General features: G+C 61.8%; 35 protein-coding genes. 25 read left to right on the top strand and 10 right to left on the bottom strand.

The annotated features are described in order from the left end of the window. The first annotated feature begins 61 nt into the window (after positions 1-61). The 22 genes from Hhyl6_RS15340 (at position 62) to Hhyl6_RS15445 (ending at position 12,413) form a co-directional block, all read left to right on the top strand. Positions 62-1,210, top strand: a complete 1,149-nt coding sequence (locus Hhyl6_RS15340) for a hypothetical protein (RefSeq protein WP_483740125.1) — start codon at positions 62-64, stop codon at positions 1,208-1,210. Continuing rightward, complete coding sequence (locus Hhyl6_RS15345; RefSeq protein ID WP_483740126.1) at positions 1,207-1,797, top strand: hypothetical protein; 591 nt, start codon at positions 1,207-1,209, stop codon at positions 1,795-1,797. Before Hhyl6_RS15340 ends, Hhyl6_RS15345 begins: the two co-directional genes overlap by 4 nt. Further along, a complete protein-coding gene (locus Hhyl6_RS15350) occupies positions 1,794-2,384 on the top strand; it encodes a hypothetical protein (RefSeq protein WP_483740127.1) in 591 nt (196 codons plus the stop codon). The genes Hhyl6_RS15345 and Hhyl6_RS15350 overlap by 4 nt, the downstream gene beginning before the upstream one ends. Before the next feature lie 2 nt (positions 2,385-2,386). Next, positions 2,387-2,965 carry a hypothetical protein gene (locus Hhyl6_RS15355; RefSeq protein WP_483740128.1) on the top strand — a complete coding sequence of 193 codons (579 nt, stop codon included), beginning with the start codon at positions 2,387-2,389 and terminating at the stop codon, positions 2,963-2,965. Beyond that, entirely contained in the window at positions 2,962-3,234 is a 273-nt protein-coding gene (locus Hhyl6_RS15360; RefSeq protein WP_483740129.1) for a hypothetical protein, read from the top strand. Before Hhyl6_RS15355 ends, Hhyl6_RS15360 begins: the two co-directional genes overlap by 4 nt. After that, on the top strand, positions 3,231-4,154 hold the full coding sequence (locus Hhyl6_RS15365; protein WP_483740130.1) for an ATP-binding protein: 924 nt from the start codon (positions 3,231-3,233) through the stop codon (positions 4,152-4,154). The genes Hhyl6_RS15360 and Hhyl6_RS15365 overlap by 4 nt, the downstream gene beginning before the upstream one ends. Beyond that, a complete protein-coding gene (locus tag Hhyl6_RS15370; protein WP_483740131.1) occupies positions 4,154-4,291 on the top strand; it encodes a hypothetical protein in 138 nt (45 codons plus the stop codon). The genes Hhyl6_RS15365 and Hhyl6_RS15370 overlap by 1 nt, the downstream gene beginning before the upstream one ends. Positions 4,292-4,365: 74 nt before the next feature. Next, positions 4,366-4,629, top strand: a complete 264-nt coding sequence (locus Hhyl6_RS15375) for a hypothetical protein (RefSeq protein WP_483740132.1) — start codon at positions 4,366-4,368, stop codon at positions 4,627-4,629. Next, on the top strand, positions 4,629-5,159 hold the full coding sequence (locus Hhyl6_RS15380) for a hypothetical protein (protein WP_483740133.1): 531 nt from the start codon (positions 4,629-4,631) through the stop codon (positions 5,157-5,159). The genes Hhyl6_RS15375 and Hhyl6_RS15380 overlap by 1 nt, the downstream gene beginning before the upstream one ends. 4 nt (positions 5,160-5,163) lie before the next feature. After that, positions 5,164-5,892, top strand: a complete 729-nt coding sequence (locus Hhyl6_RS15385; RefSeq protein WP_483740134.1) for a hypothetical protein — start codon at positions 5,164-5,166, stop codon at positions 5,890-5,892. 10 nt (positions 5,893-5,902) lie between these two features. Continuing rightward, positions 5,903-6,154, top strand: coding sequence for a hypothetical protein (locus Hhyl6_RS15390; protein WP_483740135.1), 252 nt, complete (start codon positions 5,903-5,905; stop codon positions 6,152-6,154). Continuing rightward, entirely contained in the window at positions 6,154-6,972 is an 819-nt protein-coding gene (locus Hhyl6_RS15395; protein WP_483740136.1) for a hypothetical protein, read from the top strand. The genes Hhyl6_RS15390 and Hhyl6_RS15395 overlap by 1 nt, the downstream gene beginning before the upstream one ends. A 78-nt stretch (positions 6,973-7,050) precedes the next feature. Further along, a complete protein-coding gene (locus tag Hhyl6_RS15400; protein WP_483740137.1) occupies positions 7,051-7,410 on the top strand; it encodes a hypothetical protein in 360 nt (119 codons plus the stop codon). Then, positions 7,407-7,799: a hypothetical protein gene (locus Hhyl6_RS15405; protein ID WP_483740138.1), complete on the top strand. Its 393-nt coding sequence runs from the start codon at positions 7,407-7,409 to the stop codon at positions 7,797-7,799. The genes Hhyl6_RS15400 and Hhyl6_RS15405 overlap by 4 nt, the downstream gene beginning before the upstream one ends. Further along, positions 7,800-8,423 (top strand): hypothetical protein, encoded by a 624-nt coding sequence (locus Hhyl6_RS15410; RefSeq protein WP_483740139.1) that lies wholly within the window; start codon positions 7,800-7,802, stop codon positions 8,421-8,423. Continuing rightward, on the top strand, positions 8,423-8,677 hold the full coding sequence (locus tag Hhyl6_RS15415; RefSeq protein ID WP_483740140.1) for a hypothetical protein: 255 nt from the start codon (positions 8,423-8,425) through the stop codon (positions 8,675-8,677). The genes Hhyl6_RS15410 and Hhyl6_RS15415 overlap by 1 nt, the downstream gene beginning before the upstream one ends. 1 nt (position 8,678) lies before the next feature. Then, the gene (locus Hhyl6_RS15420; protein ID WP_483740141.1) at positions 8,679-9,638 is read left to right on the top strand and encodes a hypothetical protein; all 960 of its coding nucleotides are present in this window, start codon (positions 8,679-8,681) and stop codon (positions 9,636-9,638) included. Positions 9,639-9,640: 2 nt separating this feature from the next. Beyond that, positions 9,641-9,943 (top strand): hypothetical protein, encoded by a 303-nt coding sequence (locus Hhyl6_RS15425; protein WP_483740142.1) that lies wholly within the window; start codon positions 9,641-9,643, stop codon positions 9,941-9,943. Further along, positions 9,943-10,374 (top strand): hypothetical protein, encoded by a 432-nt coding sequence (locus tag Hhyl6_RS15430; RefSeq protein ID WP_483740143.1) that lies wholly within the window; start codon positions 9,943-9,945, stop codon positions 10,372-10,374. Before Hhyl6_RS15425 ends, Hhyl6_RS15430 begins: the two co-directional genes overlap by 1 nt. Before the next feature lie 105 nt (positions 10,375-10,479). Continuing rightward, positions 10,480-11,154 carry a hypothetical protein gene (locus Hhyl6_RS15435; protein WP_483740144.1) on the top strand — a complete coding sequence of 225 codons (675 nt, stop codon included), beginning with the start codon at positions 10,480-10,482 and terminating at the stop codon, positions 11,152-11,154. A gap of 113 nt (positions 11,155-11,267) precedes the next feature. Beyond that, entirely contained in the window at positions 11,268-11,579 is a 312-nt protein-coding gene (locus Hhyl6_RS15440; RefSeq protein ID WP_483740145.1) for a hypothetical protein, read from the top strand. 174 nt (positions 11,580-11,753) lie between these two features. Beyond that, entirely contained in the window at positions 11,754-12,413 is a 660-nt protein-coding gene (locus Hhyl6_RS15445; protein WP_483740146.1) for a site-specific integrase, read from the top strand. A 1-nt stretch (position 12,414) separates the two neighbouring features. On the opposite strand, the gene Hhyl6_RS15450 is transcribed toward Hhyl6_RS15445, so the two are convergent. Genes Hhyl6_RS15450 through Hhyl6_RS15470 form a run of 5 tightly spaced genes read right to left on the bottom strand, consistent with a single transcriptional unit; the run spans position 12,415 to position 15,021 of the window. Then, positions 12,415-13,044, bottom strand: coding sequence for a hypothetical protein (locus tag Hhyl6_RS15450; protein WP_483740147.1), 630 nt, complete (start codon positions 13,042-13,044; stop codon positions 12,415-12,417). Positions 13,045-13,053: 9 nt separating this feature from the next. Then, positions 13,054-13,281, bottom strand: coding sequence for a hypothetical protein (locus Hhyl6_RS15455; RefSeq protein WP_483740148.1), 228 nt, complete (start codon positions 13,279-13,281; stop codon positions 13,054-13,056). Positions 13,282-13,329: 48 nt separating this feature from the next. Further along, positions 13,330-14,328: a hypothetical protein gene (locus tag Hhyl6_RS15460; RefSeq protein ID WP_483740149.1), complete on the bottom strand. Its 999-nt coding sequence runs from the start codon at positions 14,326-14,328 to the stop codon at positions 13,330-13,332. 27 nt (positions 14,329-14,355) lie between these two features. Then, positions 14,356-14,700 (bottom strand): hypothetical protein, encoded by a 345-nt coding sequence (locus tag Hhyl6_RS15465; RefSeq protein WP_483740150.1) that lies wholly within the window; start codon positions 14,698-14,700, stop codon positions 14,356-14,358. A gap of 3 nt (positions 14,701-14,703) precedes the next feature. Continuing rightward, complete coding sequence (locus tag Hhyl6_RS15470) at positions 14,704-15,021, bottom strand: MarR family transcriptional regulator (protein WP_483740151.1); 318 nt, start codon at positions 15,019-15,021, stop codon at positions 14,704-14,706. 407 nt (positions 15,022-15,428) lie between these two features. Here Hhyl6_RS15470 and Hhyl6_RS15475 point away from each other — a divergent pair, with 407 nt between their 5' ends. Then, complete coding sequence (locus Hhyl6_RS15475; RefSeq protein ID WP_483740152.1) at positions 15,429-15,746, top strand: hypothetical protein; 318 nt, start codon at positions 15,429-15,431, stop codon at positions 15,744-15,746. After that, the gene (locus tag Hhyl6_RS15480; protein ID WP_483740153.1) at positions 15,739-16,749 is read left to right on the top strand and encodes a tyrosine-type recombinase/integrase; all 1,011 of its coding nucleotides are present in this window, start codon (positions 15,739-15,741) and stop codon (positions 16,747-16,749) included. The genes Hhyl6_RS15475 and Hhyl6_RS15480 overlap by 8 nt, the downstream gene beginning before the upstream one ends. A 510-nt stretch (positions 16,750-17,259) precedes the next feature. Here Hhyl6_RS15480 and Hhyl6_RS15485 read toward each other — a convergent pair. The 5 genes from Hhyl6_RS15485 to Hhyl6_RS15505 form a co-directional block, all read right to left on the bottom strand. Continuing rightward, a complete protein-coding gene (locus tag Hhyl6_RS15485; protein WP_483740154.1) occupies positions 17,260-18,426 on the bottom strand; it encodes an MBL fold metallo-hydrolase in 1,167 nt (388 codons plus the stop codon). Between the two features lie 213 nt (positions 18,427-18,639). Next, a complete protein-coding gene (locus Hhyl6_RS15490) occupies positions 18,640-20,679 on the bottom strand; it encodes a type II secretion system F family protein (protein ID WP_483740155.1) in 2,040 nt (679 codons plus the stop codon). Continuing rightward, a complete protein-coding gene (locus tag Hhyl6_RS15495) occupies positions 20,676-23,195 on the bottom strand; it encodes a type II/IV secretion system ATPase subunit (RefSeq protein WP_483740156.1) in 2,520 nt (839 codons plus the stop codon). The genes Hhyl6_RS15490 and Hhyl6_RS15495 overlap by 4 nt, the downstream gene beginning before the upstream one ends. Positions 23,196-23,381: 186 nt before the next feature. Next, positions 23,382-24,527 (bottom strand): pyridoxal phosphate-dependent aminotransferase, encoded by a 1,146-nt coding sequence (locus Hhyl6_RS15500; protein ID WP_483740157.1) that lies wholly within the window; start codon positions 24,525-24,527, stop codon positions 23,382-23,384. Continuing rightward, positions 24,524-25,018, bottom strand: coding sequence for an Lrp/AsnC family transcriptional regulator (locus Hhyl6_RS15505; RefSeq protein WP_483740158.1), 495 nt, complete (start codon positions 25,016-25,018; stop codon positions 24,524-24,526). The genes Hhyl6_RS15500 and Hhyl6_RS15505 overlap by 4 nt, the downstream gene beginning before the upstream one ends. A 124-nt stretch (positions 25,019-25,142) precedes the next feature. On the opposite strand from Hhyl6_RS15505, the gene Hhyl6_RS15510 reads away from it, so the two are divergent. Next, entirely contained in the window at positions 25,143-25,475 is a 333-nt protein-coding gene (locus tag Hhyl6_RS15510) for a hypothetical protein (protein WP_483740159.1), read from the top strand. Positions 25,476-25,493: the final 18 nt, after the last annotated feature.

The following is a 25,493-nucleotide window of genomic DNA, read 5'->3' on the forward strand; positions in this document are numbered from 1 at the left end:
AACTTCTCAACAGGTTTTATTTCTAGTAGGTCCGTCCGTTGTCTCGGAGGACCTTACGCAAGTGACTGAGAGAATTGAGTATGGAACAAAAGCGGCCGCTGACGCCGCGCGAGAGCGACACCGCGAGTATCTGTGTCCGGTAGACGACGACCGCCGACTGAAGACCGTGGCGTACGTCTCGGACACGCCCGAAACCATCCTCGACGCCGAACGCCTCGAAGCCGAGGACGGCAGAGGTGAGCGTGAGGATGGGCCGGGACAGGTGCCGCTTACTGACGACGAGCGGGACCACCTCGACTTCTCGAAGAAGCGGGCCAACGAGATGCACGCCCGGAGCGTGAAGGGCATCGCGCAGGCCGAGGGCGTCGAGGACTGGACCAGCTACTACGACGGCACCCTAACGGTGGATGAACACCGCGAGGTGATGGCGAAGGCCGGGCGCGAGTCCGGCGACCGTCACCGCGACGAGAGCGCCACCGAGAAGGCAGGTCGTGCCGCCCGAGCGGCACAGTCGAACCAGTGTGACCACGCCCGAGGACACTGTGAGAACGGCGACGCCGAGGCGTGCGAGTTCCTTACCGAAGCCTGCGACTACGACGAGGAAGAAGTAGCGCAGTTTCTCGACGAGTCGACCGATCCCGACCACGAGCAACAGGAGTTGGTGACGGTCGGCGGCGACGAGTACCCCGAGATGGAGGTGACGCCCGAAGTAGCGGGTGCGCTTCGGGACTCGTGGACCGGCTACAAGGGCGGTCTAAGCGGTATTGAGCGTGCTTTAGCCGATGTCAGAGAATCGGTCATCAACGCCCGGCAAGCATGGCGGGCCATCAACCGGATTCGGGAAGCGAACGGGCAGGACGCGATGCATCCCGACCGCCTGCACACCCTGCTCGACGCGCTTGACGGGATGCCTGCAAGCATCCCCGAGGTGCGGACGCTGGACCACTTCGTCGGGTCGGAGACTGACCGGTCGGCGGTGCTTGAGACCGACGACCAGCGCACTTTGAGCGGCGACCGCGCCGACGACCAAGCCCGACTGGCCGGTGGCGAGCAGGGCGAGCGCGCTCAGGGCGAGGTGGTTGACCAGACGGAGGAGAACCCCGGCGGCCTGCTGGCCGACGAGCGTGCCGTCACCACCGACCCCGAGGACACAGAGCAGCAGGTACCCGACGCCTTCCGGGTTGCTGAAGGCGGTCAGGAGACGTTATGACAGGACCAACCTGCCCCGCTGAGGGGTGCGACTACAACGAGAACGGCGAGAAGAGCAAGCAAAGCGTCCGACGCCACATCAACGCGAAGGCGGACGACGCACACAGCAACGTGCAAGCACTCAGGAGCGCGCTTAACCGCCCTGATGAGGGCACCGACGAGGGCGCTCAGGGCGCTCCCGAAGAGGACGGCGACGACGAGCAGGGCAAAGCAGCAGAAGAGGGCCCTGAATCGGACGACAAGCAGGAGAACGAGCAGCCAGAAATGGACCAATCTGAGGAGTACGAGCAGCAGGTAGCGGCATCGACCGGCGAAGAGAGCACCGACGAGCGCGGTGAGGGCGCTGAAACCGAGGGAGGGCAGGGGACTGAGAGCAGCACCACGAGCAGTGGTAATGGGGTCTCGTTGAAGGCGGTCCTCGGTGGTCTCGGCGGTCTGGCCCTGCTAGCACTCGCCCTCTCGGATGGGTCCAACGGCGACGACCAGCAGGAGCAGCAGCCGAAGGAGGTAGAGAGTGAGGTGATTGAGGAGGCTGACGACACCGCCGACGAGACGACCGGGCCGACCGGCGCCGGGTGGGACGAATGAGCGAGGCTGAGGACGCGCCCGACGCGAGCGGCCTGGACTCTGCCGAGGAGGTGCCCGAGGAACCCACCGACCAGCCCGAAGATGGCGAGGAGGAAGTGCCCGCTGTCGACCCCGATGAGAAAGCCGACGTGGACTTAGACGCGCTCGGTGTCGACCCCGACGATATAGAGGAAGAAGTGGGCGCTGGGGCGGACCTCGACCCGGACACCGACAAGGGCGAGGACAACGACGACCGCGCCGACGAGCAGGACGAGGACCTCCCCATGCCCGACGCCGCGACGTGGGGGGACCAGTACGTGGACGTGCTGGCGCTCTTGCTCGGTGAGATAGCGGCGGCAGACGGAGAACCGGGCAAGACCGCCGAGGACATCGAGGAACTGGCCCGCGCCCCGCCGGTCGAACTCGACGACGCGGTAGACGAGTGGCTGGCACAGGCCGGCGTCGGGCAGGAGATGGACCCCGGCAAGGCCGTGGCGGTCGGCACGGGTGCCCTCGTGCTGGTCATCCTCCTGACGGAGACGGACATGGCGACTGACGCTTTCGACGCACTGAGCGAGCAACTGGACGGCGACCTACTGAACTTCTGACGATGATGGACAAACTGAAGCGAGCGCGAGAGGCAAAGGCAGAAATCGAGAACCCCCACGAGAGCGACCGAATCTGCGCGATGGCGGAGATACTGGCGACCATCCAGAGTGAGCAGCGCGGCGCCGTGATGGACCAGCGGGACGCGATCGGCGTTGACGCCGACGACGGCGCCGACCGACTCGACAAGGACGAGCGCATGGCCGAAATCTTGGACGTGGTGGACGGCTACGGTCCCGGTGGTCCGTCGCTGGCCGAAATCTGGCTGGCGCAGTGCGCCCCCGACGATCTCGACACCGAAAACCCGGCGGCACTCTCCCACTACGCTGCCATGAGCGCCGAGGAGTGGGACGCTCAGATACGGCGGTGGGCCGAGACGTACCGGGCCAACGGTGCCGACGACGTACACAGCGACCGCTCACTGGCTGACGCGCACGTTTCGAGCAAGTGGGGCGTCTCGCTGGAACGGTTCGAGTCTGTGGTGGTCGAGTTCGACACCGTGGACGCGCTCACCGACCTGCTGGCCGGACCGTCTGAGACGACCGAGGACGCTGTGCGGGCCAACACGGAGGCGCTTGCATGAGTTTCGACCTTCCCGCCCTCGACAAGAGTACTCTCGACTGGCTGTTTGCGGCCGTGATGGTCGCAGCGCTCGTTGGGATACTGGCTGAGACGGTCAGGGTGCCCGAGGGCCGAGGTGGCGACCGCGCTGACCAACCCGACTACGCCATCCTGCGAGACGCTGACCTGTCGGCGCTCGGGGACGGGGACGCACAGACCGTACAGACGTACAACGGCGACCGGGTGCGCGTCAAGGCGGTGGACGTCGAGGAGGCCGACGACGAGGAATGACGCGGCACGACACCGACAGCACCGGGGTAATCCTCCTAATCACGCTCGTTGTGAGCGCGTTCGGGCTATGGCTGTCCCTGTGGGGGTTCCCAACTGCTCCTGATGGGACCGGTCCGGCCTGCTCATCGGCGCTCCTGCTGGCGGCACAGTCCGGGTGGGGAAAGTCGTACCACGCTCAGGCGTGGATGGAGCGCAACACAGAGGGCTACGAGTCGCTCACGGTACTCGACTACTGTGGGGAGTACCGAGGACTCGTCAAAGCCGGATTGGCGTCTCACTGGATAGTCGGCCCGCGAGAGCGGCACCTGTCGGTGGACCAGTGGCGGCACATCCTCGTCGACAACCCGACGCTGGTGCTGGAGAGACACACAGCCATCACCGCCGAGGAGTGGCGGGTCATCTGCGGCCGTATCGCCGCTGCCGCCCGGACTATCGACCGGGACGAGTTGATAGTGGTAGACGAAGCCCACTTCGTCGCTCCACAGGCTGAGAAGGTCCCGAAGCCGACGCTGGAAATAGCGACCACCGGACGTGGCGACGGTACTTCGTCCATGTGGGTGACGCAGCGACTCGCGGAGATTGACAAGACCATCACGACGCAGTGTCAGGCGCGGGTTCTCGGCGGCTTCAGGGGTGGTGACGTGGGCAGCGTCGACCTCGAATATCCCGATGACCTTCACAACCCGGCCACGAATGTCCCCGCAAGCAGACTCCCCGAGGAACTGCTGCCACCGGACAGAGAGACGCCCACGACGCTCCAACTGCACAAGGACGAAAACGGCAGCACAATCGGCAGCGAGTGGGTTTACAGCGACAACAGTGGCGAGGTGCGCCGTATCAACACGCAGAACGTGACGATGCACAGCACCCACTACGGGAGCGAGGGTAACGACCTGAAACCACCGGAGTACACCGCATGATGACCCAAATCACACTCAGAGGCGAAGATAGTGAGGAGTTCGAGCAGACCCGAGAGCGTATCGCGGAGGAACGGCCCGGCAGCGAACCAAGCAACGCCGAAGTGGTGCGGGTGTTGATGGACTCCGCTCCATACTGACTGCACACCGAAGCGGTTTGTAGCCACGTTTTCGTCGGTTCTTGAAGGTATCAGAGTCTATACGGTGGGATTGCATGGACTTTGGTAATGCATTCGACACCCTCGCATCCGAGGACTACGTGACGGACGTGGCCTTCGTGATGGGTGGGTACGCGGCACCGGCAGCAGTCAAGTACGCGGTCGAGAACAAGATGGGGCGGAACCTCCCCGACGAGGCGTACGGCGCGACCGTCGCGGTGGGTGGCGCCGTCTACGGCGGCGCGGGCCGCAAGGTCGCTATCGGCGGCGGCGTCCACGTTCTCGAAGCGCTCCGCGAGCGGTACACGGGAGGTAACTGATGGGGCAAGACCTCTTCGCCGCCGAAGGCAAGACTGCTGACGCGGTGACGACCTATCAGAACGAACCGTCCAGTCCCCGAGCGACCCCCATTCTCGGTATCTCGCCCGAGCAGGGGACGCTCCTGAAGATACTGAACCACGTCGCCAAGGGGTCTGAGCAGGGCATCCCCATCTACGGCGACTTTCGGGACGCCAACGGCGACCCGCTCCCGGTCAACACCTCGTTCTACTTGGAGGTGGAGATGGCCGGCAGCGAGGATACTTTGGTCGTCTCTGAGGTGCTGAAGAGCATCGACCAGTACCGAACCCTCACCATCGCGGAGCAGCGCAACAGCGACAACGTCGACGCCGTCAAACTCGTGCTGATGCATCCCGAGAGCGTCGATGCCGACGGGCCGGCGCCGTTCGTCAAGGTGCGCGACATCGACACGCTGTACCTGACGGCCGACTCGGCGGCCCAAATCGACTGGTCGAAGTCCTCGGTCTACTTCGACTCCTCGGCGGTCGAGCAGAAGGGACGTTCCCGGTGAAACCATGACGGGACAACTCTACGAACGACTGCGGAACCTGAGTCGTCACCCGTCGCTCATCGTGCCCGACGAGATGGACACCAGCGTCAACTCGCAGGGCCAGCGCTCGGAGATGGCGACGTTCCGGGCCACGACCGCCCACCTGCTGCGCGACGACAAGGCGTTTCGCGTGGCTGTGCCCGCCTACTACGGGGACACGACTAACGCGACTGCCGACGACGCGGAGCAGTTCAACCTGCCTCACAGCGTCACCGACACGCCGGCCACCGAATCGGTCGTGGTCTGGCTCGACGACGTCTACCACGGCAGCCCGGACTCGGTGGACTACGACAACAACACCATCACCGTCACCGACTCGGGCACCGGGAGCAACCTGCACGTCTACTACGTGAGCGACGAACCGGCCAGTATCGAACTGCGGAAGTCGGTCCCCGGCAGTACGTCGGAATCGAGCCAGCGCATCTACGGCGAGAATCTGGCGCTGGTCCACGGTACGAAGCAGACGGACCAGCCCGAGACGCTGGACCTGAACCAGTCGGACCTGCACCCGTGGCTCGGCACCGACATGGTGCTGACGGCGTACATCGACGCGCCGTATACGGTGCGCTGGACCGACCCGGACGGCGACGGCACCGAGCCGACGAACGCCATGCTCAATGTCCCGGTGAAAGTGGGCCGCAACTCCGTCAGCGGGCTGACGGCGGCGGTCAAGCGGGACATGGGCGAGGCGTAGGAGTCTTCCCATGATTTCTGATTCCGCGAGCAAGCAATGGGAGCCGACGGCACAGCGACCCGACCCGGCCGAATCCTCGTCGAGGACGACCGCGACGACGACCTCGGCCGAGGCGGGGAACAACAGCGGCGGCACCGGCCCGCTCACCGTCAGCGTCACCACCTCTGAGTGGTCGCACCAAGAGAAGATGCTGGCGTTACAGACCGCGAACGCGCTGATGTTCGCTATCCTCATCGCAATGACGTGGCGGGGGGATACCTGATGGGGCAGTTCGACGGCCTATTCGGTGGCGCGACCGGCACCGACTCCGACGACGGATTCGGCACCGACTCTGACGGCGACGGCGTGACCGCCGAGAACGACCCCGACGAGGAAGTCAACACCGGCGAGACCATCGCTCATCGCTGGTCGACCGAACGATGGGAGAAAGCCAAGGACGCCGTGCAGCAGGCGCTCAACTTCGGCGCTGGCCCGCTCACAGCCGGCGAGGAGGACGAAGCTGTCGCAATCTACGCCTCGGGCTACACGGGCAGCGGCATGGACGCCGTGCGCTACGCTGAAGCGGGCGTCACGGCCGAGATGATAGAGCAGGTTACGGGCTTCACCGAGGTGATGCAGCCCGCCGAAATCAAGGCGCAGTACGACCCCGATGGCGTGGTCGACGGCGGCGAGGGCGGCGTTCACGCTGGTAGCCCGACGACCGGCGTTGACGACGGCGAGATGGGCGAGAACGACGGTCCAACCGGCGCCGACGACGGTGGGAGCGACCACACCATCATCGACGGGCGAAACGAAGCCTCGTCAGACGAGACGGTGGGGCCGACCGACCCGACGCCGACCGGAGGCGACGACTCTCAGAGCAGTGAGGACGGTCCGACCACCGACCCCGACGAAGCCGAGAGTGGTGGGGACGACTCCCCAACCGGAGATAGTGGCGACGAGCAGCAGGAGAGCAGCCAGACCGACCAGATAGACGAGATACTGTCTCGTATCTCGGTCGAGCAGGCCGTGGCTGGCGCCGTCGTGAGCGGCGTGCTGGCGCTACTGCTGGCCGAGGCACAGGAGGGAACCCATGCCTGACGTGACTGTGGACGTCGACCAGATGGACGAGGAGGAACGCGAACGAGAGCGTCGGCGCATCGAGGAGGTGGGGCCGTCGTGACGGTCGTGCCCGCCCCGGCGCCCGATGACGTGCCGTTCAACGACCCCGTGACCCGGACGCTCGACGGGGGCGAGGTGCTGACGGTGACGTTCAGTCCCGTGCAGCAGGTGAGCCAGTTCCGGCTTCCCATCCTCGCTATCTCGAAGCACCCGGAATCCTCCTACGAGGTGTGGGCCGACGGCCAGCGCATCTACGGACCGGCACCCATCCCGCCGACGGACATAGACGACCTCTCGCCGGTCTGGATGCCCGCAAAGGAGTTCCGCTCGTCGCTCACCGTCTACGTGAGAAACCTCAGCAGCAGCACCACGCGGGAGTATTCGGTGCAGCCGGTTGGCTGGGAGGTGGCGGAGTGACGCTCTACTCCAACGCCGACGTGAACCAGATGCTCAAGGTACAGGACGGCAACGGCGATAAGGTTCCTCCGGCCAACGAGAACCGGCAGGAGGAGATTCGAGACGCCGTCTCGAACCCGTCCGGCGCGACCATCGAGACGTACCGGACGGGCGGCACGACGCCCGAGCAACTACCGGACTACGCCATCCCCGACGGTGTGACGGCGCTCATCGTCTACCTGCCGGGCAACGCCGGGGACGTGTACCTGGGGGACGCCAACGAGCAACCCGTGCCGCTCACCGACACCGGCCACGTCTTCGAGTGGTCGGGCGCGTCGACGGCGCCGCTGCACATCAAGACGAACACCGCCGGGGACGGCGTGGCGGTCGTCATGGAGGGGGCGCAGTAGATGGCTGACATTCGCGTCCGATTCGTGGATTATCGGGACGAGCAGGCCGCGCACCAGCCCTTCCCCATCGAGGTGGGCATCAACAACCTCGAAACGGTCGGCCCGGTCGGCTGGGGGCCAGTCGTCTGCCCCGACTCCGGTGCGGTCAACAGCGGCCACATGACCGACGTGACGCTCACCATCCGCAACCCGGCGGGCGGCGTCGTCAGAGAGATGACTGAACCGCTGTGTGTGCCGGTCAATCGCCCGTCGCTGATGGGACAGGCCAACGCGATAGCGGAGTTCAATCCGTCGCTGCCAGCGGGAGACTACACCGTGACTGCCGAGGTCGTCGTTCGTGGCGACAACGGTACCGACACGTCCCAGCCGAAGAGTCTCGCCGTCGAGGACGGCACCGACAGCCTGCCCGACGGCGATGCTGACCGTGGCATCACCACCGACCCCGGCCCGGACGACAGCAACGACGGTAGCGAGGGCGGCGGCGGCGTGCCTGACCTGCTGCCCGGCGACGTGAGCGAGCGTCAGGTAAAGCTCGGTATCGGCGCTCTCGGGCTGCTGGTCGTGCTGTGGGTTCTCTCGCCGTACGCACAACTCGGGGCGTCTCTCGCGGGAGGTGGGCGGTGATGGACCCGCTCACCAGCTATATCGTGCAGGCGGCGGCCATCATCACGGCGGCGGCCGCGACGTACGGTGCGGGCGTTCTCCGGTCCATCAAGCGGCAGGTATCGACCAACAGCCAGCGGAGCAAGCGCAACAGACAGATGCTCACGGGCAGAGACACGCATCTGCGCGGCGTGTTGCCGCGCCTCGGGCGCATCGAGCAGGAGATACTCGGCGCCGTACAGACCGTCGACGCCGACGAGGAGGAGGGCCAATAGCATGGCCGGACTTACCGCCAACTCGGGCGGCGGATTCGACTACGTGCAGGCCGCTGAACCCGCGAATCCCGAGAACGCCGAACTATGGTTCGACACCGACGGTGGTGCTGACGGGACGGGTGAGGTGAAGGTCTACGACGGCGCCAACGGCGCGTGGGAAGCGACCGGCTACGTCTCGCACGACCAGTTGGAGAGCGTCGCACCCGGCGACCACCACCAGCCCGTCACCGTGACGGCGCCACTCACTGAGGACGGGACGCAGGGTCTCGCTCTTTCCATCGCCAACGCGCTCATCGTCGACGCGAACGACGACCTCGCGGTAGACGAGTCGGCTATCTCGCACGACAACATCAGCGACGTGTCGGCGGCAGACCACCACAAGCCCGTCACGGTCTCGAACCCGCTCACGGAGGACGGAACACAGGGCCTCGGTCTGTCTATCGGCAACGCTCTGACGCTCGTGAACGGCGCTCTCGCCGTCGCAGGCAACTCGATAGGGACTGGTGAACTGTCGTTTGACCCGGCGACGCAGAGCGAGTTAGACGGCCACGCTGGCGACACGAGCAACCCGCACAACGTCACGGACGACCAGACAGGGGCGGCAACGGCGCTCTCGAACCATGCGGGCGACTCCGGGGCACACCACACCCGGCCCGGCTCAACGCAGACGAGCGCGTACGACTGGGAGGGCCATCTCGGTGAGGCAGATACCGGGACGTACTGGGGAACGGCTATGTCCATCACCGCCACCCACCGCTCGGGATACGTCGCCTGCGACGTGACTGTGACGGCGAAAGACGGCGCTACGACGACGTTCACGTACGACAACGGCGAGACGACGACGCACAGCTTCGGCCCGCTCCCCATCAAGTCGTGGAGCATCAGCGACCCCGGTTCTCTGCAAGATGGGAGCGTGGACCTGCACGTTGTCGCACCGTACCCTCACCCTCACACCATCTAACCATGCAAGCAGCAATCGCTTCGATTCCGACCCCTGACGCACAGACCGCAGCAATCGCCCTCCTGTTCTTCTTCGGAGGGTTGGCAGTCCCGACCCGCTACGGCATCGAGCGGGTGGAGGGCTTCGGCCGAGTCGTCGCCTCGAAGCTCCCGTACAAGGCACCGCCGGGCATGGACGCCGAGACGGGGATGCGCCGGGCAGTCTACGGCCCCGGCCGTGTCGACGAGGACGGTAGCGAGAAGCAGACCGACCCCGACGCGGCGCCGGTCGAGAGTGAGGCCGGCGGGGAGGGCACGCAGTCGTGATGTGGCCGTATCACGTCGTGCCGGACGGCAACGCGGCGCTACCCCACCACTACATGACGTTCCTGCTGGCGGCGCTCGTCCCGTTGCTCATCGTCTGGGACGACCACCGCGACCGCGAACCGTGGCTGGTGCTATGCGGCATCCTCGGCGGCCTCGCGTCGTTCGGGCTGGTGTGGGCGCGGTATCCGGTCATCGGCGCCACGCTGTCGCTCGTCGCCAACGCGCTGGTGATACTCGCGCCCCTCCGGCCGGCGTGGTCGGAGTTCTGGCCCCGGCGGCATCGGGTCGCGGTCATCCTGCTGGGACTCGGTGCCGCCGACGACGTCGTGCAGCACGCGATGGGCTGGCCGACGCCGATTGACGCGCTCTGGAAGGCCGGCGGGCGGGCGGCGGTGGTCGACATCTTCGGCGCGGTCGTCGGCGCTCTCTAACTTTCTGAGCGCCTTCTCACGCTACAGACTCTGATTCATTTTACCTATTAGTATACTTCTGAATAGTCGCCAGTTATATTCAATACCAGTTACAAACTTCAGAAAATGTCTATTCGGGAATTATTCTTTGATAAAATCGGGTTCAGGCGTGAAAATATGATGTTATTATTAGTCTCAGTGCTGTATTTTTTATTGGCACAACATCTATTAGTGGATGGAATAATTCTCTCCGGTTTATTTCTACCAGCATGGTTTGGAATTGTATTTTTATTCATATCTTTATCGGGAGTTTTTGTATTAGTGTACGGTATTGCAAGAACATTTGCTCCAAACAGAATTCCGAGCGAGTCTTTGTACAAAAAGAGGATGTCGATAATCAAAATAGTTGGTATAACCACGGCCGCTATCTGGACTGTAGGTTTTATATCAGCTAACTTTTTGGATCTACCAGAGAGTATGTTGAAGCCCTATGCTTGGGTATTCGCAGTATCTCTGTATATATTTGTCACATTCACTGGTTGGGATAGTGGCAGAGTACGTAATGAGGAGGAATTACTCCGTTCACTGATGGTGCTTGACAGACCACCGGAGTATACTCCTTTGGCTCAGTTATTCACCTCCGAAACGAAAGAACGATTCTGGCTGTTATTTTCGATATGTCTCCTCTCGGGTATCGTCGCTGGAATAACGTTTCAAAGTTTACTTGCTTCCTTGACTGTCGCTACATCTATGTTTGGGCTCTTTGAATTTGTCAGGACATTTTACCCAGATCCAGATTGAGTTTGATGTCCGCTCTTCGAAAATTGAGTATCCAGTGCCCGAGAACTCGGCACTCTGATGCAACCATCAGAACGACATCAAATTAATATTCCACCGTGTAATCGTGTATAGATATGCTGGAGAGTTTGCCAGAAAGAAGGCTGGAAGAAAGAGAATTTGATAAGCTCAAGGAACAGAACCCGGGATTCCACAGTGTCATTGGTGCCCCCTGTGGTGACGGTCGGGTTTCGGGGATAATGGTACATGACGACGGGCAAGATCATCTCGTACTATTTTCTCCACGTGAGGATTGCTGGGTTCACTATGACACGATCTCCTCAGATTTAGATGTAGAAGAGCAGGGTGCTCGAATTCAAGAGTTCATTTCAGTTCATTATCCTGACGACCACGTTCTGAATGAAGATGGAAAGGGATACTCTCAGTAGCTGGTTGCCGACCAAGTTAGTATCTCGGCTGGCACCAATACGTAACTCGGGGTCGTACTTGATGTTGCCCGAGAATCCGGCATTCTGGTGCAATCTCGCTCGATTTAACCCCTCCTGACCCCCGAGTTCACCGAAAAAACTAGATGTTTTGCAATAGAACTGGGGAACGAGTGCATGAGGCTGAAGGACTACGACAACGACGACGGTAAGCGGGTGTGGCTGTCCGACGACGAACTGAAGCGATTCATCGAGCAGGCCGAGACGCCACACCAGCGACTGTCCTTCCTGCTCGGCGGTCGGGTCGGACTACGTCGCTCGGAAATCATCAAGGTGTGTCCGCAGGACCTCGTCGACGGGCCAACCGGCGACCATATCCGAGTCTGGGAGAGCTACGCGAAGCGAGACAAGTACCGAGAGCCGCCGGTCCCGAAGGAGGTTGTGACCATCGCTGAGACGCTGGCGTACCAGCAGGACGACGACGAGCCGCTGCTGGACGTGGCAGGGTCGACCGTCTACCGCTGGGTCCGGCGGGCGGCCGACGCCCTGGAGGAAGAGACGGGCGATCGGGGTTGGCAGTACCTCGACGTCCACGACCTCCGACGAACGTGGGGCACGTATCTACTTGAGCAGGGTGTGATTCCGTCGGTTGTGATGTCCTTCGGCGGGTGGGAGGACTGGGACACGTTCAGAAAGCACTATCTTGGCGAGTTCAGTCCAGAGGCGATTCGGCGGGAGCGTGGGAAGGTCGACTTCCTCGAGGGCGGCGACGAGGAGACGGAGGTTGTGCATCCCGGTACACTTCGAGCATCGACAGCACCCTGCTCAATGAACTGAATTATCTAAGAGACTCTACTTTGGTCTCAATTGCGCGTTTCGAGAACTCTGAAGCCAGTCCGTAGGCTTCCTCCCGTAATGCCGGCCGGTTTCGTCTGTCAGCACGCTCATGTGCTTGTTCCATTCGAACTTTTCGGATGATTGTATACAGTCTCTCATGGCTCGTGTACGTTGGTGCCTCGCCCTCACCAGCGGTATAGAGAATCCAAGTAAACCCGTCGGTTGCTATCCCGATTATAGGACGCTCTGTCGCCATGTTGAGATATTCAACTGATTCTTTACGAGCCTGCGTGATTCCTCCGGGTGTTTTCACTTCACCGAAATTCTCAACATCAAGACTTAGAGCGGTGAAATCCGGGATACGACCACCCAATCCAGCAAATCCTTTCGGACGAAAGCGCAGGTTCAGGTTCAGAACATTGGCGATTGGTTCGATAAGTGTCTCCTCGATAAACCGTTCTGGTTCTTGATTTATTTCTTGTCCATACAGGGTTTTATTGTCTAGAATGACCTCTGCTGCGTGACTTCCAGCACGCTCCTCGAAAGTATGGACAAACCGTTCTATCTCTCGTACGATCGCCTGTGCTTGTGGGTCGTTTCTTTTGCTATTGAAATCAGACTGTTCTGTCATTAACTGATTTCAAACACCGTATTCTGATTCTATTGTCAGGTTAGAGCCTTTGAAAACTCTGTAAGCGCCAAATAGTGCAATCGGGATACCAACGATAACAATAGACGTTACCAGACCTATGACGAAAATAATTGCACCAGTAACTTGCATCGATTTCTGGGGTCTGTAGTCGCACCGGGGACATTTTTGAGTCCCCTCCTCTGCCGTTTCATCACATCTCGCACACGTAATTGCCATACGACAGATGAATTAGGCATTAGTAATCAAAGTTGCCAAACGTATAATTCATTGCCGTACGATCTCGATTACTAGTAATAGCACTCCGAGAATTCCTGTAAACAAAGCTGATATCGTTGCGATTGCCATCTGTGTATTCGTTAAGCTGAGGAACATTGTTGATATTAACATCGAAATGAAATATGTCGATAAGGCAATTATTCCTGATCTAGATGCCGATTCTATGAGCAAATCGCTGGTTCTAGATAGCCCGTTCTTGAGCAATTTTCCGGTTCTATATAACCCATTCTTGGTTTTATGTACGATCACTTCCATAATGATTGCAGTTATTCTCAACAAAGCCGAGACAATTTCTTCCAGTACTAGGAAACTGATTTGATACGATAGGAAGTAATACAATATTAGAGCAAACGTAGTTAATATAACAAACCCAATAGTCACAATGGGCAAAAACTCATCGAATAGTACAACGATTGCCCACCCAACCGAGCTAATAGTGGCTAAAATAGATAAAAACAGTAATCCTCTGACCATCTCTTCTGTCGCATTTTCATCTTCATACTGAGATAGGAGCTTTTCATCGACTGACGCATCTATACTAACAGATTGGAGACTATCTACCAAACCCCTATCAATAACGTATTTTCCAACGGTCTCGGGTACCGTGTCCTGAGTCTGCTTTTCTAGTTCTCTCTCTGCCGCGAGGGCAGGAAGTCGATTGGCCTTTCTTCGCGCCAAATAGTATGATATAATTGCCAAACCTATCGCCGCTAGTGCTAGTCCGATTATATTTGTGAAAGTTCTAGCATCTGAACTGTAGGCGGCTGCAAGTGCACTAATGGGACTTCCTTGATTCGAATCTGAAAATATCTCCAACACTAGTGACATTAGAGAGACCGCCAGCGGAAGTATGAATAACTGTATACTTAAGATCTCCAATGCATCGCTTGCAAGATTTTCATAAATTCTAATTCTACATTCGAGTAAATTATAGAATTTATCGTCATCAAGCTTATATTCAGAATCTGAACCGGAGTTGCCGTCCATGTTTGTTAGATCAATTAGAACAAAAGATCACGGCCAGTACGGCTTCACTTCAGCGTGCGCCCAGTCCGACGGCGTAGCGAACCGATCCTTGAACACCTTGCTCGGCGTCGGCTCGGGATAGTGCTCGGCGTCGAGGTCGCCCTTGAGGTACAGAATGCCCTCGCTCGTCAGGTCATACATGTCGCCGTGGATTGGCTCGATGAAGCCGGCGTAGTGCAGGCACATACACCGCTCGCGGATACGGCCCTCGGAGGCGCTGAAGCCGCGTTCACCCTCCAGAAGGCGTGGTGACGCCCACCCCTCGGAGCGGATGAATTCCATGATTCGCTCGTCCAACTGTTCCATCCAGTACGCCGACTTTCTCCCGATCATGATTCAGGCCTGCTCGTGATTCTCACCGGCGTTCTGCTCTTCGTCGAAGATAGGTTCCACCTCGTCAGGCGCATCTTCAGAAGTGTCTATCTCGCCGTCGAGATACCTCTCTCCCCGCTCGGTGATGGTGTAGACACCGTTCCCCAAGTCGAGTAGGAGGCCATGCTCGACCATCTTCTTGCATCGCTGCGAGATGTATGAGCGGGTGTAACGGACATAGCCGCTGTCAACCATCTCTTTTGGACGACCAGACCCCTTCTCGCGGATATATTCGAGAATCCGGTCATCTGCGAGCACCATCCAGTCGCCGGAGTATCGCATCTTGATTAATTATCAAACCTCGTGGCTATCATAGTGCCGATTGGATGCTCAATTGTTCAACGGGTGTTCTGGCACTCGTTGTAAACTATAATACTCAGTGGTTAATTGGTTACCAACGCAATGGCTCAAAGAAGCCTGTCGGTTTCCATCTCGATGCCGCTAGAGATGGACCAAGACATACAGAGAGAAGCAGAGAAGCACGATATGGGGTACTCAGAGTACGTTCGCCACGTCATCCGACAGGCGACGGACTCACCATTCGAGTGCCCAGAGACGGTGCTGTGCGTCGACGAGAATCACGAGAATGTCGATGAGGGGGCCGCCTAAACTATGTCCAGTAGCTCACAGGCCCCCGAATCGGACGACGGCACCGGCGAGCAAAAGAGTGACGACGCGGAGGACGGCCCATGACCCGCGACGCCGTCGACCCCGAGGACCTGCCGCAGAATCCGCAGTACACGCCTGCGTTGGTGCAGGTCGAAGGGCAAGGGCCGGTATACGTCGCCAACTACCAGCGCCTCGATGGCGGCTGGACGCGCGTGACCGAGTGGTCCGGTCACTGCGTGAAGCTACCGCCGTTCCGCGTACAGGCTATCCGAGAGGTGCGTACGGAGACGTACGGCACTCGTGAGGAGGGGCTGAAGCGCCGGGTGGCGGACGACGACCGCCGCGAGCAGGCGACCGCCGACGAGTCGGCCGGTATGGCCGTGGTCGCCGATGACTGACAACCTCGAACCGCTCACACCCTTCGAGGCGGTGGAGATGTACCTTCACCACCGCGAGCCGGAATTGAGCGAGAAGTCCCTGCACAACCACAAGTACCGGCTCGACGTGTTCCTCGAGTTCTGCGAGGAGCGCGGCATCGAGAACCTGAACAACCTCTCCGGGCGGGACCTGCACAGGTTCCGTACGTGGCGGAGTCGGCAAGATATCTCGACGATGACCCTGCGGACGAACCTCGCCACGCTACGGGTGTTCTTGGGGTTCTGTGCGTCCGTCGACGGCGTCGAGCAGGGCCTTCGTGAGAAGGTCGTACTGCCGGAGGTGGACCGTGGTGAGCAGTCCAAGGACGTGAAACTCGAAACCGGACGAGCGCAGGAGATACTTGAGCACCTGAACCGCTTCGAGTACGCCAGCCGTGACCACGTCATCGTGGCGATTCTGTGGCACACGGGGATTCGTCTCGGGACGCTCCGGGCGCTGGACCTCGACGACGTCGACCTCGACACCCCGTGTCTTCGGATACGCCACCGACCGGAAACGGGGACGCCGCTGAAGAACCGGAAGGCCGCCGAGCGAGTGATCGCCGTCGGCGAGGACTACGCCCGTATCCTCGGTGACTACATCGAGCACAACCGGATTCCGTCCGAGGACTCGCACGGCCGCGAACCGCTGATTTCCTCGAATCAGGGGCGTCTCGCAGAGTCGTCCATCCGCACGACGGTCTACAAGTGGACCCGCCCGTGCATGGTGGGCGAGTGTCCGCACGACGAGGATCCGAAGACTTGCGACTACATGACGGCGAGACACGCCAGCGAGTGCCCGAGTTCGCACTCGCCGCACGGGATTCGTCGCGGGGCGCTCACCCGGATGCTTCGAGAGGGGACGCCCGAGGAAGTCGTCGGGGACCGGAGCAACGTTTCTCGGGACGTGCTGGAACAGCACTACGACCGACGCACCGAGCGAGAGCGTATGGAACTGCGGCGCGATCTACTGGAGGACCTATGACGCCACCAACGCCACCATCACGAGAGCCAGAGGAACAACCGACGGAACGCCGGACTGCGCGGTTTTCAGAACGTCCGCATCCCGGCGAGTCCACTTCGTTTTCACTCGTTTTACAGGGAGTAACTGTCGGTGTGTCGAGCGCAGTGAGAACCACTGTCGGACCCCCTCTTCGTCGACGTTCGTCGCACTCTGTACGGCTCTCTCGGTGCCAAACCGCGGACACTGGATGAGACGGCGCTCCCGGTCGTCTCAAACGTCGGCCCGGAGTTCCCGGTCGTTTTCGCCGACGCCGTAGAGGAACAGACAGACGAGCGTCAACCCAAGTAGCCAGAGGAAGACGCCGGCTAGAAGCAAGTCTGACATACTCGGCTGTAGACGGAACACCCACATTGCTATGGACGGCCTAAATCACCGTTCTGTCCGTCAAGGGTGCCTACGAGAGCAATAATCGGCGGTTAGTGGTTGGAGAACCAACTCGTTCGGCGGTGCGGCACAGACTCCGACGGCCGCTCAGAGGCCGAACGGGCCGAGCACGCCGAAGTCGATACGGAGAGCTTCGACCATCGTCGCCGCCTGACTCCGCATGAACACGTCGGCGCCGCGGAGGCGGTCGTTCCCCCACGTCTCCAGCGTGGCTTCCGCGGTGACGCGGGACGTCTCGTCGAGGTAAGCGGCGAACGTCTCCCAGAGGTTCGTCGGCTGGCGTGCTTGGACGACCTCTCCGAAGTCGACGGTGGCGATGACCTCCCGGGCGTTGGCTTCGAGGTCCCTGACGAACGCTCGCTGGGTCCGGACGTCCTCGGGGGTTCCGAGACGAGTCAGGTGGCCCGCGACGAGCGTGTCGAAGTCGTAGTCGAGAATCTGGTCGTGTGCCCTGATGAAGCCGTGGACGTCTGCCGTCTCGGCGAGGTTCTGGAAGGGAATCCAGCCCGGGAACACGACGTCCACGAACGTGAGGACCCGGTGGTCGGGCGCGTACACGAAGATGTTGTCGACGGAGTGGTTGGGGCCGCGGTGGGCCAGTTCGAGGCGCTGGTCGCCGACCGCGAGGGTGTAGCTGTCGCCGGCGACGTGGCGGCGCTCGCGGCCGGTGGGTGTGGTCGTTGGCGTCCCAGTCGCGGGCGTGCCGGACTCCGTTTGTCGTTCGTCGTCTCCGGGCGTCGTCGCCGTCGAACCGAACACGGTGGTCGGCGACGGGCGGTTCTCGTCGTCGAATCGGTCGAGGAAGGTGGCCGTCTCGACGTGGGCGACGTACTCGGCGTCGTCGGGGTACAGCGTCGCGGCGCCGATGTGGTCCGCGTGGTAGTGAGTGTAGACGACGTGGGTTATCGGTTCGTCGGTCACCTCCTCGATTGCGTCGAGGATGTTCTGCCCGATGGTCGGCGGCGCGTCGACCACGACGACGCCGTCGCCCGTCGTGAGGAACAGCATCTGGTAGACGCCCTCGGTAATCCAGTAGATGCCGTCGCCCAGTTCCGCCACCAGATACCCCTTCTCGGGTATCTCGGGGTCTTCGGGCGTCGACTGCTGGGCCGCGAGCGCCGCCGTCTGATTCGATAGCGCCTCGCTGGACGCCGAGCCACGCAGGCCGGTCAGTCCGAGTAGCCCCGCCGCGCCGGCGGCGAGGTAGTTCCGGCGTGATACATCGGGGTCGAACGGTCGCCCGGGCTCTCTCATGGTACCATTTAGCACGCTCGAACCGCGCAAAGTTATGACCGAGATACTGTGTACGCCCCGCGTGGCGGTGTTTCGGCCGACCATTCGGCACTTCTCAGACGGTCAGGAACGGGGCCGTCCGCGTCCTGCCTACTCGGCGGGTTCCCCCAGATTACTTCGGGACGGACGACGGCGAGAGCAGGTGTCCAGCGCCGTCAGAGAGAATCGGCGCGGTTACCCGACGGCCATCCACACGGTGAGGGCAATCGTCGAGAGGACGACGGCGAACTTCACCCCCGCCATGAGGCTCACCTCGCGGATGTAACCCGCGATGAACGAGGAGAGCAACGCCTGCAGGGTGACGGCGTGGAAGAACAGCATCGACAGGAGGTCGACGTCAACGCTCCCGCCGAACCCGCCGCCGGGGGCCCCGCCGGCGTCGGCCCCGGAAGCTTGCGTCGCCAACCCGGACATCACGTCGAGGAACTGCGTTTTAAGCAGGGCCATCACACCCAGCAGGGTGAGGTAGGTCATGATGATGATGACCATCTGCATCCGGGTGCGGGACTTCCGTTCGCGCTCGATGTCGTCCTGATTCTCGGAGGCTTGGGCGGCCGTCGAGAGGACGTCCTGAATCTGGCTGGACGCCTCCTGCGCCTCGGCGATGAGCTTCACCGTTCGCGCCAGCCGCGGGACGTGGTACTTGTTGTTGAACTCCCGGAGGGCGTTCTTGAGGCTCGTCCCGTAGTTGACCTTCGCGTGCATCGTCTCGAACTCGTCGGAGAGCTTCCCGGCCGACGTCTCGGAGACGACTTTGATGGACTCCAGCAGGGTCATCCCGGTGTCGTTGGCCGAGGCGAGTTTCCGGAGGTTGTCCGAGAGGTTGCCGATGATGGCCTTCCGGGAGCGCTGGTTCCACTCGTAGAACACCGCCAGCGGGACGAAGTTGATGTACATCGGGACGTACACCCAGAAGAACGTCCCCGGAACCGGCCTGTTAATCATCCCTTCGAGCGTGAGTGGGGCCTGCCCGAGGACGACGGCGGTGACGAGCGCGAGGATGGAGAGCGGGACCGTCAGCCCCAACACGAGCAGCGGGTGGTCGCGGAAGAACAGGTGGGGTTTCTTCAGAATCTGGAGGAGTTCGTAAGTCCCCTCTCGGCTCTTGACCCGGTCGAAGACGCCGTAGCTCCCGGTGTACTGCTCGACGAGGCCGAGGTTGAACACGCCGATGCCCTCGTCGACGACGACCTGTTCCTCGCCGGCGTTCGGGCGGAGGTAGCCGTCGCCGACGGCGTCCTGCGTGACCGTCGAGACGAGCACCAGAAACGCCATCCCGGTCAGCGGGATGAGGCCGTAGACGGTGCCGTAGATGAGCATCTGCTGGGCGTTGCCCATCATCGACATGATGACGAGGATGATGATGAGCAAGAGGGGGAACAGCGAGAGGGTCATGTACATCTCGCCGAACAGCTCCAGCGTCTCCAGCATCTTCTCCTGTTCCTGCCGGGCCGTCCGCATGTGCTTCTCCTTCTGGTCTTCGAGGAAGGAGGTCATGTCACCCCCCGAGTTGATGATGGAGAGCATGTCGGTGAGGAACTGCGACAGCTCGTCCGATGGCGTCTCCAGCGCCTGATTGCGCACCGCCGTCCGGTAGTCCGTGTCGAAGTACTCCGTCTCCAGAACGATGGACTGGAACTCCTTCGCCGCCTCCCCGTAGGTGTCCTCGGCCTTCCCCATGGCCTGTAGGATTTCGAGTTGGTTCAGCCCGCCCACCGAGAGGGCGTACATGAACGAGATGGCGTCCGAGAGGAGGATGTTGATTTCGCGTTCCCGAGCGCTGGCCCGGAAGTACGGTATCGAGACGAGCGACCCGAAGCCGATGCCGAAACCTATGGCCCCGAACACGACGCCCGTGACCAGCACCAGAAAGGGGAGTTTCAGCGCGTCGATGACGGCCAACAGCGCCTCGTTCTGGATGACGACGCCGATGAACGTCGGTCCCTCCGTGCCGGCAAAGAGGACGCTGACGAGCAGATACCCCAGCAGAGTCCCGACGAGCCAGAGGGCGAGGCCGGCGATGACGCCCACGGCCAGCGCCCGCGCGAGGAACATCTCCACGTTGTCGGCCATCCGAGCCTCCGCGAGTTTCCCCTCCACGCTGTCGACGAAGTCCCCATCTTCGTCGAACAGCGTCTGGTAGGCGGGGTAGAAGGCGTCGCCGAGGGTGCCGCCGCTCCCGAGTTGTTGCTGGCCCGTCGTGTCGAGGCTCATCCGCTATCTGCCTCCTTGCCCGCCTTCGGGACGAACTGGCCGAACCCGCCGGTGTCCTCGTCCTCGTCTTCGTCGTCCTCGGCGTCGTCCGCTTCTTCCAGCCCGGTTCCCTCCATGAGCGCAGACACGATTTCCGTCGTGTCTCCGCTCGTGAACTGGTCGAACAGCCGACCGGCGTTGTCGAGTATCTCCTTAGTCTCCTCGACCATCTCCGGCGGGGCCTCCGGCCGCGGCACCATCTCCTCTTTCTCCGGTTCGATGTTGATTTTGACCGACTCCATCTCGCGCAGGTCCTCCAGCGACCGCTCTAGCTGGTCGTTGGCGATGAGCGTGAGGATGGTCTCGGGGTCGTTGATGAACGCCTGAATCGTCGCGGCGACCTGCGTGTAGGTGTTCAGCCCCCGTTCGATGAGGTACGCGAGGACGACCTTGCGCTTGAACAGTTCCTCGTCGAGTTTCTCCTGGGTCCACCCGCGGTCGAACTTGATTTCCTCCAGCGTGTTGGAGTTGCCCATCTGGATGTACTCGTCCGTCTCGGCCCGCCACTCGTAGACGTCCCGGACGTTGATTTCGTCGTTCTCGGCGGAGTATTCGTTGATTTCGGTCAGCGACTTGTTCCGGCGGACCTTGTTGCCGTCGACGCGGGTCTGGGTCTGAATCGAGACCAAGTCCAGCGCCGTAAAGAGCGTCTTCGAGACGTTGATTGGTTCGGTCGTGAACCGCTTGATGACCTCGCCGACGGAGTCGGCGTGGAAGGTGGTGTAGGTGGTGTGACCCGTCGACATGACCTGAAACAGCGTCCGACCCTCCTCGCCACGAATCTCGCCCATGACGATGTAGTCGGGGCGCTGTCGGAGTGCGGCCTCCAGCAGGTCGAACTCGTCTACGTCACCCTTGTCGTCCTCCCCGAAGGAGGGGCGGGTGACGCTGGCGACCCAGTTGCGCTGAGGGAGTTCGACCTCACGGGTGTCCTCGATGGAGACGATTTTGGAGTTCGAGGGGATGAACAGCGAGACGGCGTTCAGACTCGTGGTCTTCCCCGAGGCGGTACCGCCGGCGAAGATGAGGCTCTTGTTGTTCTCGATGCAGAGCCAGAGGAAGGCCATCTCGTCCAGCGAGAACGTGTTCCAGTTGATGAGGTCGATGGGGGTGAACGGAACGTCCTTGAACTGCCGGATGGTGTAGTTCGTCCCGTGGTCGGACACTTCCCGTCCCAGCGTCAACTGCGCACGAGAGCCGTCGGGTAGCGTCGCGTCGACCTGCGGTTGCCGCTTCGAGATGCCCTTCCCCGACCGCTGGGCGAGTTTCACCACGAAGTCGTCGAGTTCGGTCTGGCCGTGTTCGACGTTGCTGATTATCTGTTCGTAGTCGGTGTGGTAGACGAACACCCGGGAGTTGTACCCGTCACAGGAGATGTCCTCGACGTTGATGTCGTGTTTCACCGGGTCGATGCGGGCGTAGCCGATGAAGTCCCGCTTGAGCATGTACAGCAGTTTCTCGACCTGGTACTCGTTCAGCGTCGACGGGTCGTCCTCGATGATGGCGGGTTCCGGTCGGGTGGAGATGCCGTCGAGTTGGCCTGGCTCCTCCTCGTCGTCGGTCTGGTCGCCGATGTCCAGCATCGCCTTCACTTGGTCGAGGATGCCGTCGCCACCACCGCCGACCGACCCGTCGTAGAGGTCGTACCGGGAGAGGAGTTGCTCGGCCTCTCGCTGGATGACCGACGCCCGGTCGGCGTCCGACCCCTGCACGATGACCTCGTCCTCGGAGTACTTGATGGCCGTCTTGAGTTTCCCGGAGAGGAACTCCTGCAGGTCGCCCTCGATGGCGTTCAGGTACGGTTCGACGACGTAGTACTTCTTCTCGTTCTCCTTTCGGGAGTGGAAGATGACGACGCAGGCGTACGGCTTGTTGACCCAGTAGCGCTCCAGTTCCTTGAAGTGGGTCTTCTTGTTCGGCGGGACGGCCTTCTCCAAGTCGTAGCGGTTGACGACGGTGGTGTGACCGGTCCGCGTCGAGAAGAAGGCGTCCTCGTCGAGGTCGGGGTTGACGTCGACGGTGTTCTCGTCGACGAACTCGTCGAGTTCAGCGGCGAGGTCTTCGGCCCGCGACAGACGGTTCTCGGTGTGGTCGGGGTCGAAGCCGAGGTGCTCCTCGGCGTCGAACGGGACCACCTCGCCCTCGTCGGTCCGAGGTAGGTCGCCGTCTTCGTAGTAGTACTCCTGCTTGAAGTGTTCCCACGTGTAGACGTCCTTCGTCACCGGCGTCGTCGTCGGGTCGACGTACTCCTCGAACGGGCCGTTCAGCGTGAGGGCCGCACTCGCCGCCGCCTCCAGTTTGTCCGCGAGTTGGTGTGGCTCGAACCCGAGATACTCACTTCGGTCGAAGCGCCCCCCGTCGTGGAACTCCCGCCGCAGGTCGTCCCACGTGTACTCTCCCACTGCGGCCGGTCGGCCGGCCTGTGGACCCCCCTCGCCGACCGACTCTGACCCCGCCCCCGTGTCATCAATTGCCATTGTGTTTCATCTGCTGGTTTGCGTGAAAAAACTTTTTGCCGGTGAACTGACCCGCGATTCCCCAGACGGTGCCACTGTGCAGCACAGTTTGCCCCTGCTACAGCAGGAGCTATACTTAAACTTTCGGCACGCCTATTACGGTTGATAACTGGAGCGGGGAAAGAAGCGGTGACGTCCGTCCGGTCGCTATCGGACGAACGACTCCATGCGGTTCATGGCCTCTTTGAGGTCGTCTAAGCCAGTCGCGTACGAGAGTCGGAGGTGACCGTCCCCGCCCTCGCCGAAAGCGGTGCCCGGCACCACGGCGACGCCCTCGGACTGAAGCAGCGCCTCGGCGAACTCGTTGGCGTCGTCCCACGGGCACTCGGGGAAGGCGTAGAACGCCCCGGCCGCGGGGAAGCAGTCCAGTCCCATCCCGTCCAGTCGGGAGAGGACGTAGTTCCGTCGGCGGTCGTACTGCGAGGTCATGTCCTCGACGTCCTCCCAGCAGGACTCCAGCGCCTCGATGGCCGCGTGCTGGGCGGTGGTCGGCGCCGACAGCATCGCGTACTGGTGGACGCGGTTCATCGCTGTGATGGCCTCTGGCGGCCCCATCGCGTAGCCGAGGCGGAACCCGGTCATCGCGAACGCCTTGGAGAACCCGTTGAACACGACGGTCCGCTCGCGCATCCCGGGGAGCGTCGCGATGGACGTGTGGTCGTGTTCGTAGGTGAGGTCCGCGTAGATTTCGTCGGCGAACACCACGAGGTCGTTCTCGCGGCAGAACGCCGCCACCTCGGCGAGTTCGTCGCCGGTCATCGTCGCCCCCGTCGGGTTGTTCGGGTAGCAGTACACGAGGGCGTCGGCGTCGGCGGCACCGGACTCCTCCAACACCTCGCGGGTGAGTTTGAACTCGTCCTCGACGCGGGTCGGCACGTCGACGACGTCGACACCCGCGAACGTCGCGCCGGGGACGTAGGAGACGTAACACGGCTGGACGACGGCGACGCTGTCGCCGGGGTTCAACAGCGCCCGGAACGCCAAATCGAGGCCCTCGCTCGCGCCGGCGGTGACGAGAATCTCCTCGTCGGGGTCGTATGTCAGGTCGTGGCGTTCGGCCTCGTACCCGGCGATGCGCTCGCGGAGTTCGCGCTTGCCGCGGTTGGCGGTGTAGGACGTCTGGCCCCGTTCGAGCGACGTGATGGCGGCCTCGCGGGCGGCCCACGGCGCGGAGAAGTCGGGTTCCCCGACGCCCAGCGAGATGATGTCGTCCATCTCCTCGGCCAACTCGAAGAACCGGCGGATACCCGACGGTGGCACCGCGTCGACTCGGTCTGCTGGTTCGAACGTCATGGCGAGACGGAGAGTCTATCGTCGTCGTCGTGGTCGTCGAAGGTCATCCCCTGTTCTTTGTAGGACTCCATGATGTAGTGGGTCACCGTCTGGGTGATTTCGGGGATGGGCGCTATCTTGTCGCTGATGAAGTGCGACACCTCCCGCATGGAGTCGCCCTCGACTTCGAGGTCGAAGTCGTAGTCGCCGCTGACGAGACGGAGCGACGTGACCTCGGGGAACTTCGCGACGCGGTCGGCGATGTCGCTGTAGTTGGTCTCGCGGTCCAGGGCGACGTTGAGTTCGACCGTCGCGCGCACTCGCTCCTCGTCGGTGTCGACGGCGCTCCAGTCGACGACGGCCTGATAGCCACAGATGACACCGGCCTCCTCGAACTCTTCGACGATGGTCTCCACCTCGCTCTCGGAGAACCCGGTCATGTGGGCGAGGTCCTCCGTGGTGTAGCGGGCGTTCTCCCGTAGCAGGTTCAGAATCTCGCGGCGACTGCTCATACACAGGGGCGGACGGTCGCGGACAAAAGCCTTGCTCAATGGTGAGAGGGGTTGGCACGCCGTTCCGGGTCGCCGGTCGAAACCGTCACGAGTTTTAAAAGGGTGTGGTACTTCGGGTCGGGTGATGTTCGAGGACGCCGCGAGCGCGGAGACAGGGGAGACGGGGTGGGACCACGTCGCGTCGCACGACGGCGCGCCGGCAATCATCGACACGCTCCTCCGACTGGACGCGGATGCGACGTACACGAAGACGGAACTCAGCGAGGAGACGGGCGTCGCCCTGAAGACGCTCTACCTCGACGGGACGCTCGACCACCTCGTCGAGATGGGATTTCTGGAGAGACACGAGGCCGAGGGCGAGGAAGTCGAGTTCGCCGTCGCCACCGAGACGGACGTCTACCGCACCGCGGCGGCGTTCGACGCCGCCATCGCCGACCGGTTGGAGGACACGGAGTGAGGGGACGGGCGACCGAAC

Source organism: Haloarcula sp. H-hyl6 (assembly GCF_056934455.1).

Coding starts and splice junctions, on each gene's coding strand:
- Hhyl6_RS15495 (WP_483740156.1), bottom strand. CDS start 23,195: ATGGCAATTGATGACACGGGGGCGGGGTCAGAGTCGGTCGGCGAGGGG.
- Hhyl6_RS15345 (WP_483740126.1), top strand. CDS start 1,207: ATGACAGGACCAACCTGCCCCGCTGAGGGGTGCGACTACAACGAGAAC.
- Hhyl6_RS15460 (WP_483740149.1), bottom strand. CDS start 14,328: ATGGACGGCAACTCCGGTTCAGATTCTGAATATAAGCTTGATGACGAT.
- Hhyl6_RS15415 (WP_483740140.1), top strand. CDS start 8,423: ATGGACCCGCTCACCAGCTATATCGTGCAGGCGGCGGCCATCATCACG.
- Hhyl6_RS15505 (WP_483740158.1), bottom strand. CDS start 25,018: ATGAGCAGTCGCCGCGAGATTCTGAACCTGCTACGGGAGAACGCCCGC.
- Hhyl6_RS15485 (WP_483740154.1), bottom strand. CDS start 18,426: ATGAGAGAGCCCGGGCGACCGTTCGACCCCGATGTATCACGCCGGAAC.
- Hhyl6_RS15465 (WP_483740150.1), bottom strand. CDS start 14,700: ATGATCGGGAGAAAGTCGGCGTACTGGATGGAACAGTTGGACGAGCGA.
- Hhyl6_RS15490 (WP_483740155.1), bottom strand. CDS start 20,679: ATGAGCCTCGACACGACGGGCCAGCAACAACTCGGGAGCGGCGGCACC.
- Hhyl6_RS15430 (WP_483740143.1), top strand. CDS start 9,943: ATGTGGCCGTATCACGTCGTGCCGGACGGCAACGCGGCGCTACCCCAC.
- Hhyl6_RS15390 (WP_483740135.1), top strand. CDS start 5,903: ATGATTTCTGATTCCGCGAGCAAGCAATGGGAGCCGACGGCACAGCGA.
- Hhyl6_RS15395 (WP_483740136.1), top strand. CDS start 6,154: ATGGGGCAGTTCGACGGCCTATTCGGTGGCGCGACCGGCACCGACTCC.
- Hhyl6_RS15475 (WP_483740152.1), top strand. CDS start 15,429: ATGACCCGCGACGCCGTCGACCCCGAGGACCTGCCGCAGAATCCGCAG.
- Hhyl6_RS15355 (WP_483740128.1), top strand. CDS start 2,387: ATGATGGACAAACTGAAGCGAGCGCGAGAGGCAAAGGCAGAAATCGAG.
- Hhyl6_RS15450 (WP_483740147.1), bottom strand. CDS start 13,044: ATGACAGAACAGTCTGATTTCAATAGCAAAAGAAACGACCCACAAGCA.
- Hhyl6_RS15385 (WP_483740134.1), top strand. CDS start 5,164: ATGACGGGACAACTCTACGAACGACTGCGGAACCTGAGTCGTCACCCG.
- Hhyl6_RS15410 (WP_483740139.1), top strand. CDS start 7,800: ATGGCTGACATTCGCGTCCGATTCGTGGATTATCGGGACGAGCAGGCC.
- Hhyl6_RS15500 (WP_483740157.1), bottom strand. CDS start 24,527: ATGACGTTCGAACCAGCAGACCGAGTCGACGCGGTGCCACCGTCGGGT.
- Hhyl6_RS15435 (WP_483740144.1), top strand. CDS start 10,480: ATGTCTATTCGGGAATTATTCTTTGATAAAATCGGGTTCAGGCGTGAA.
- Hhyl6_RS15455 (WP_483740148.1), bottom strand. CDS start 13,281: ATGGCAATTACGTGTGCGAGATGTGATGAAACGGCAGAGGAGGGGACT.
- Hhyl6_RS15470 (WP_483740151.1), bottom strand. CDS start 15,021: ATGCGATACTCCGGCGACTGGATGGTGCTCGCAGATGACCGGATTCTC.
- Hhyl6_RS15360 (WP_483740129.1), top strand. CDS start 2,962: ATGAGTTTCGACCTTCCCGCCCTCGACAAGAGTACTCTCGACTGGCTG.
- Hhyl6_RS15425 (WP_483740142.1), top strand. CDS start 9,641: ATGCAAGCAGCAATCGCTTCGATTCCGACCCCTGACGCACAGACCGCA.
- Hhyl6_RS15480 (WP_483740153.1), top strand. CDS start 15,739: ATGACTGACAACCTCGAACCGCTCACACCCTTCGAGGCGGTGGAGATG.
- Hhyl6_RS15365 (WP_483740130.1), top strand. CDS start 3,231: ATGACGCGGCACGACACCGACAGCACCGGGGTAATCCTCCTAATCACG.
- Hhyl6_RS15445 (WP_483740146.1), top strand. CDS start 11,754: ATGAGGCTGAAGGACTACGACAACGACGACGGTAAGCGGGTGTGGCTG.
- Hhyl6_RS15380 (WP_483740133.1), top strand. CDS start 4,629: ATGGGGCAAGACCTCTTCGCCGCCGAAGGCAAGACTGCTGACGCGGTG.
- Hhyl6_RS15375 (WP_483740132.1), top strand. CDS start 4,366: ATGGACTTTGGTAATGCATTCGACACCCTCGCATCCGAGGACTACGTG.
- Hhyl6_RS15440 (WP_483740145.1), top strand. CDS start 11,268: ATGCTGGAGAGTTTGCCAGAAAGAAGGCTGGAAGAAAGAGAATTTGAT.
- Hhyl6_RS15370 (WP_483740131.1), top strand. CDS start 4,154: ATGACCCAAATCACACTCAGAGGCGAAGATAGTGAGGAGTTCGAGCAG.
- Hhyl6_RS15350 (WP_483740127.1), top strand. CDS start 1,794: ATGAGCGAGGCTGAGGACGCGCCCGACGCGAGCGGCCTGGACTCTGCC.
- Hhyl6_RS15420 (WP_483740141.1), top strand. CDS start 8,679: ATGGCCGGACTTACCGCCAACTCGGGCGGCGGATTCGACTACGTGCAG.
- Hhyl6_RS15510 (WP_483740159.1), top strand. CDS start 25,143: ATGTTCGAGGACGCCGCGAGCGCGGAGACAGGGGAGACGGGGTGGGAC.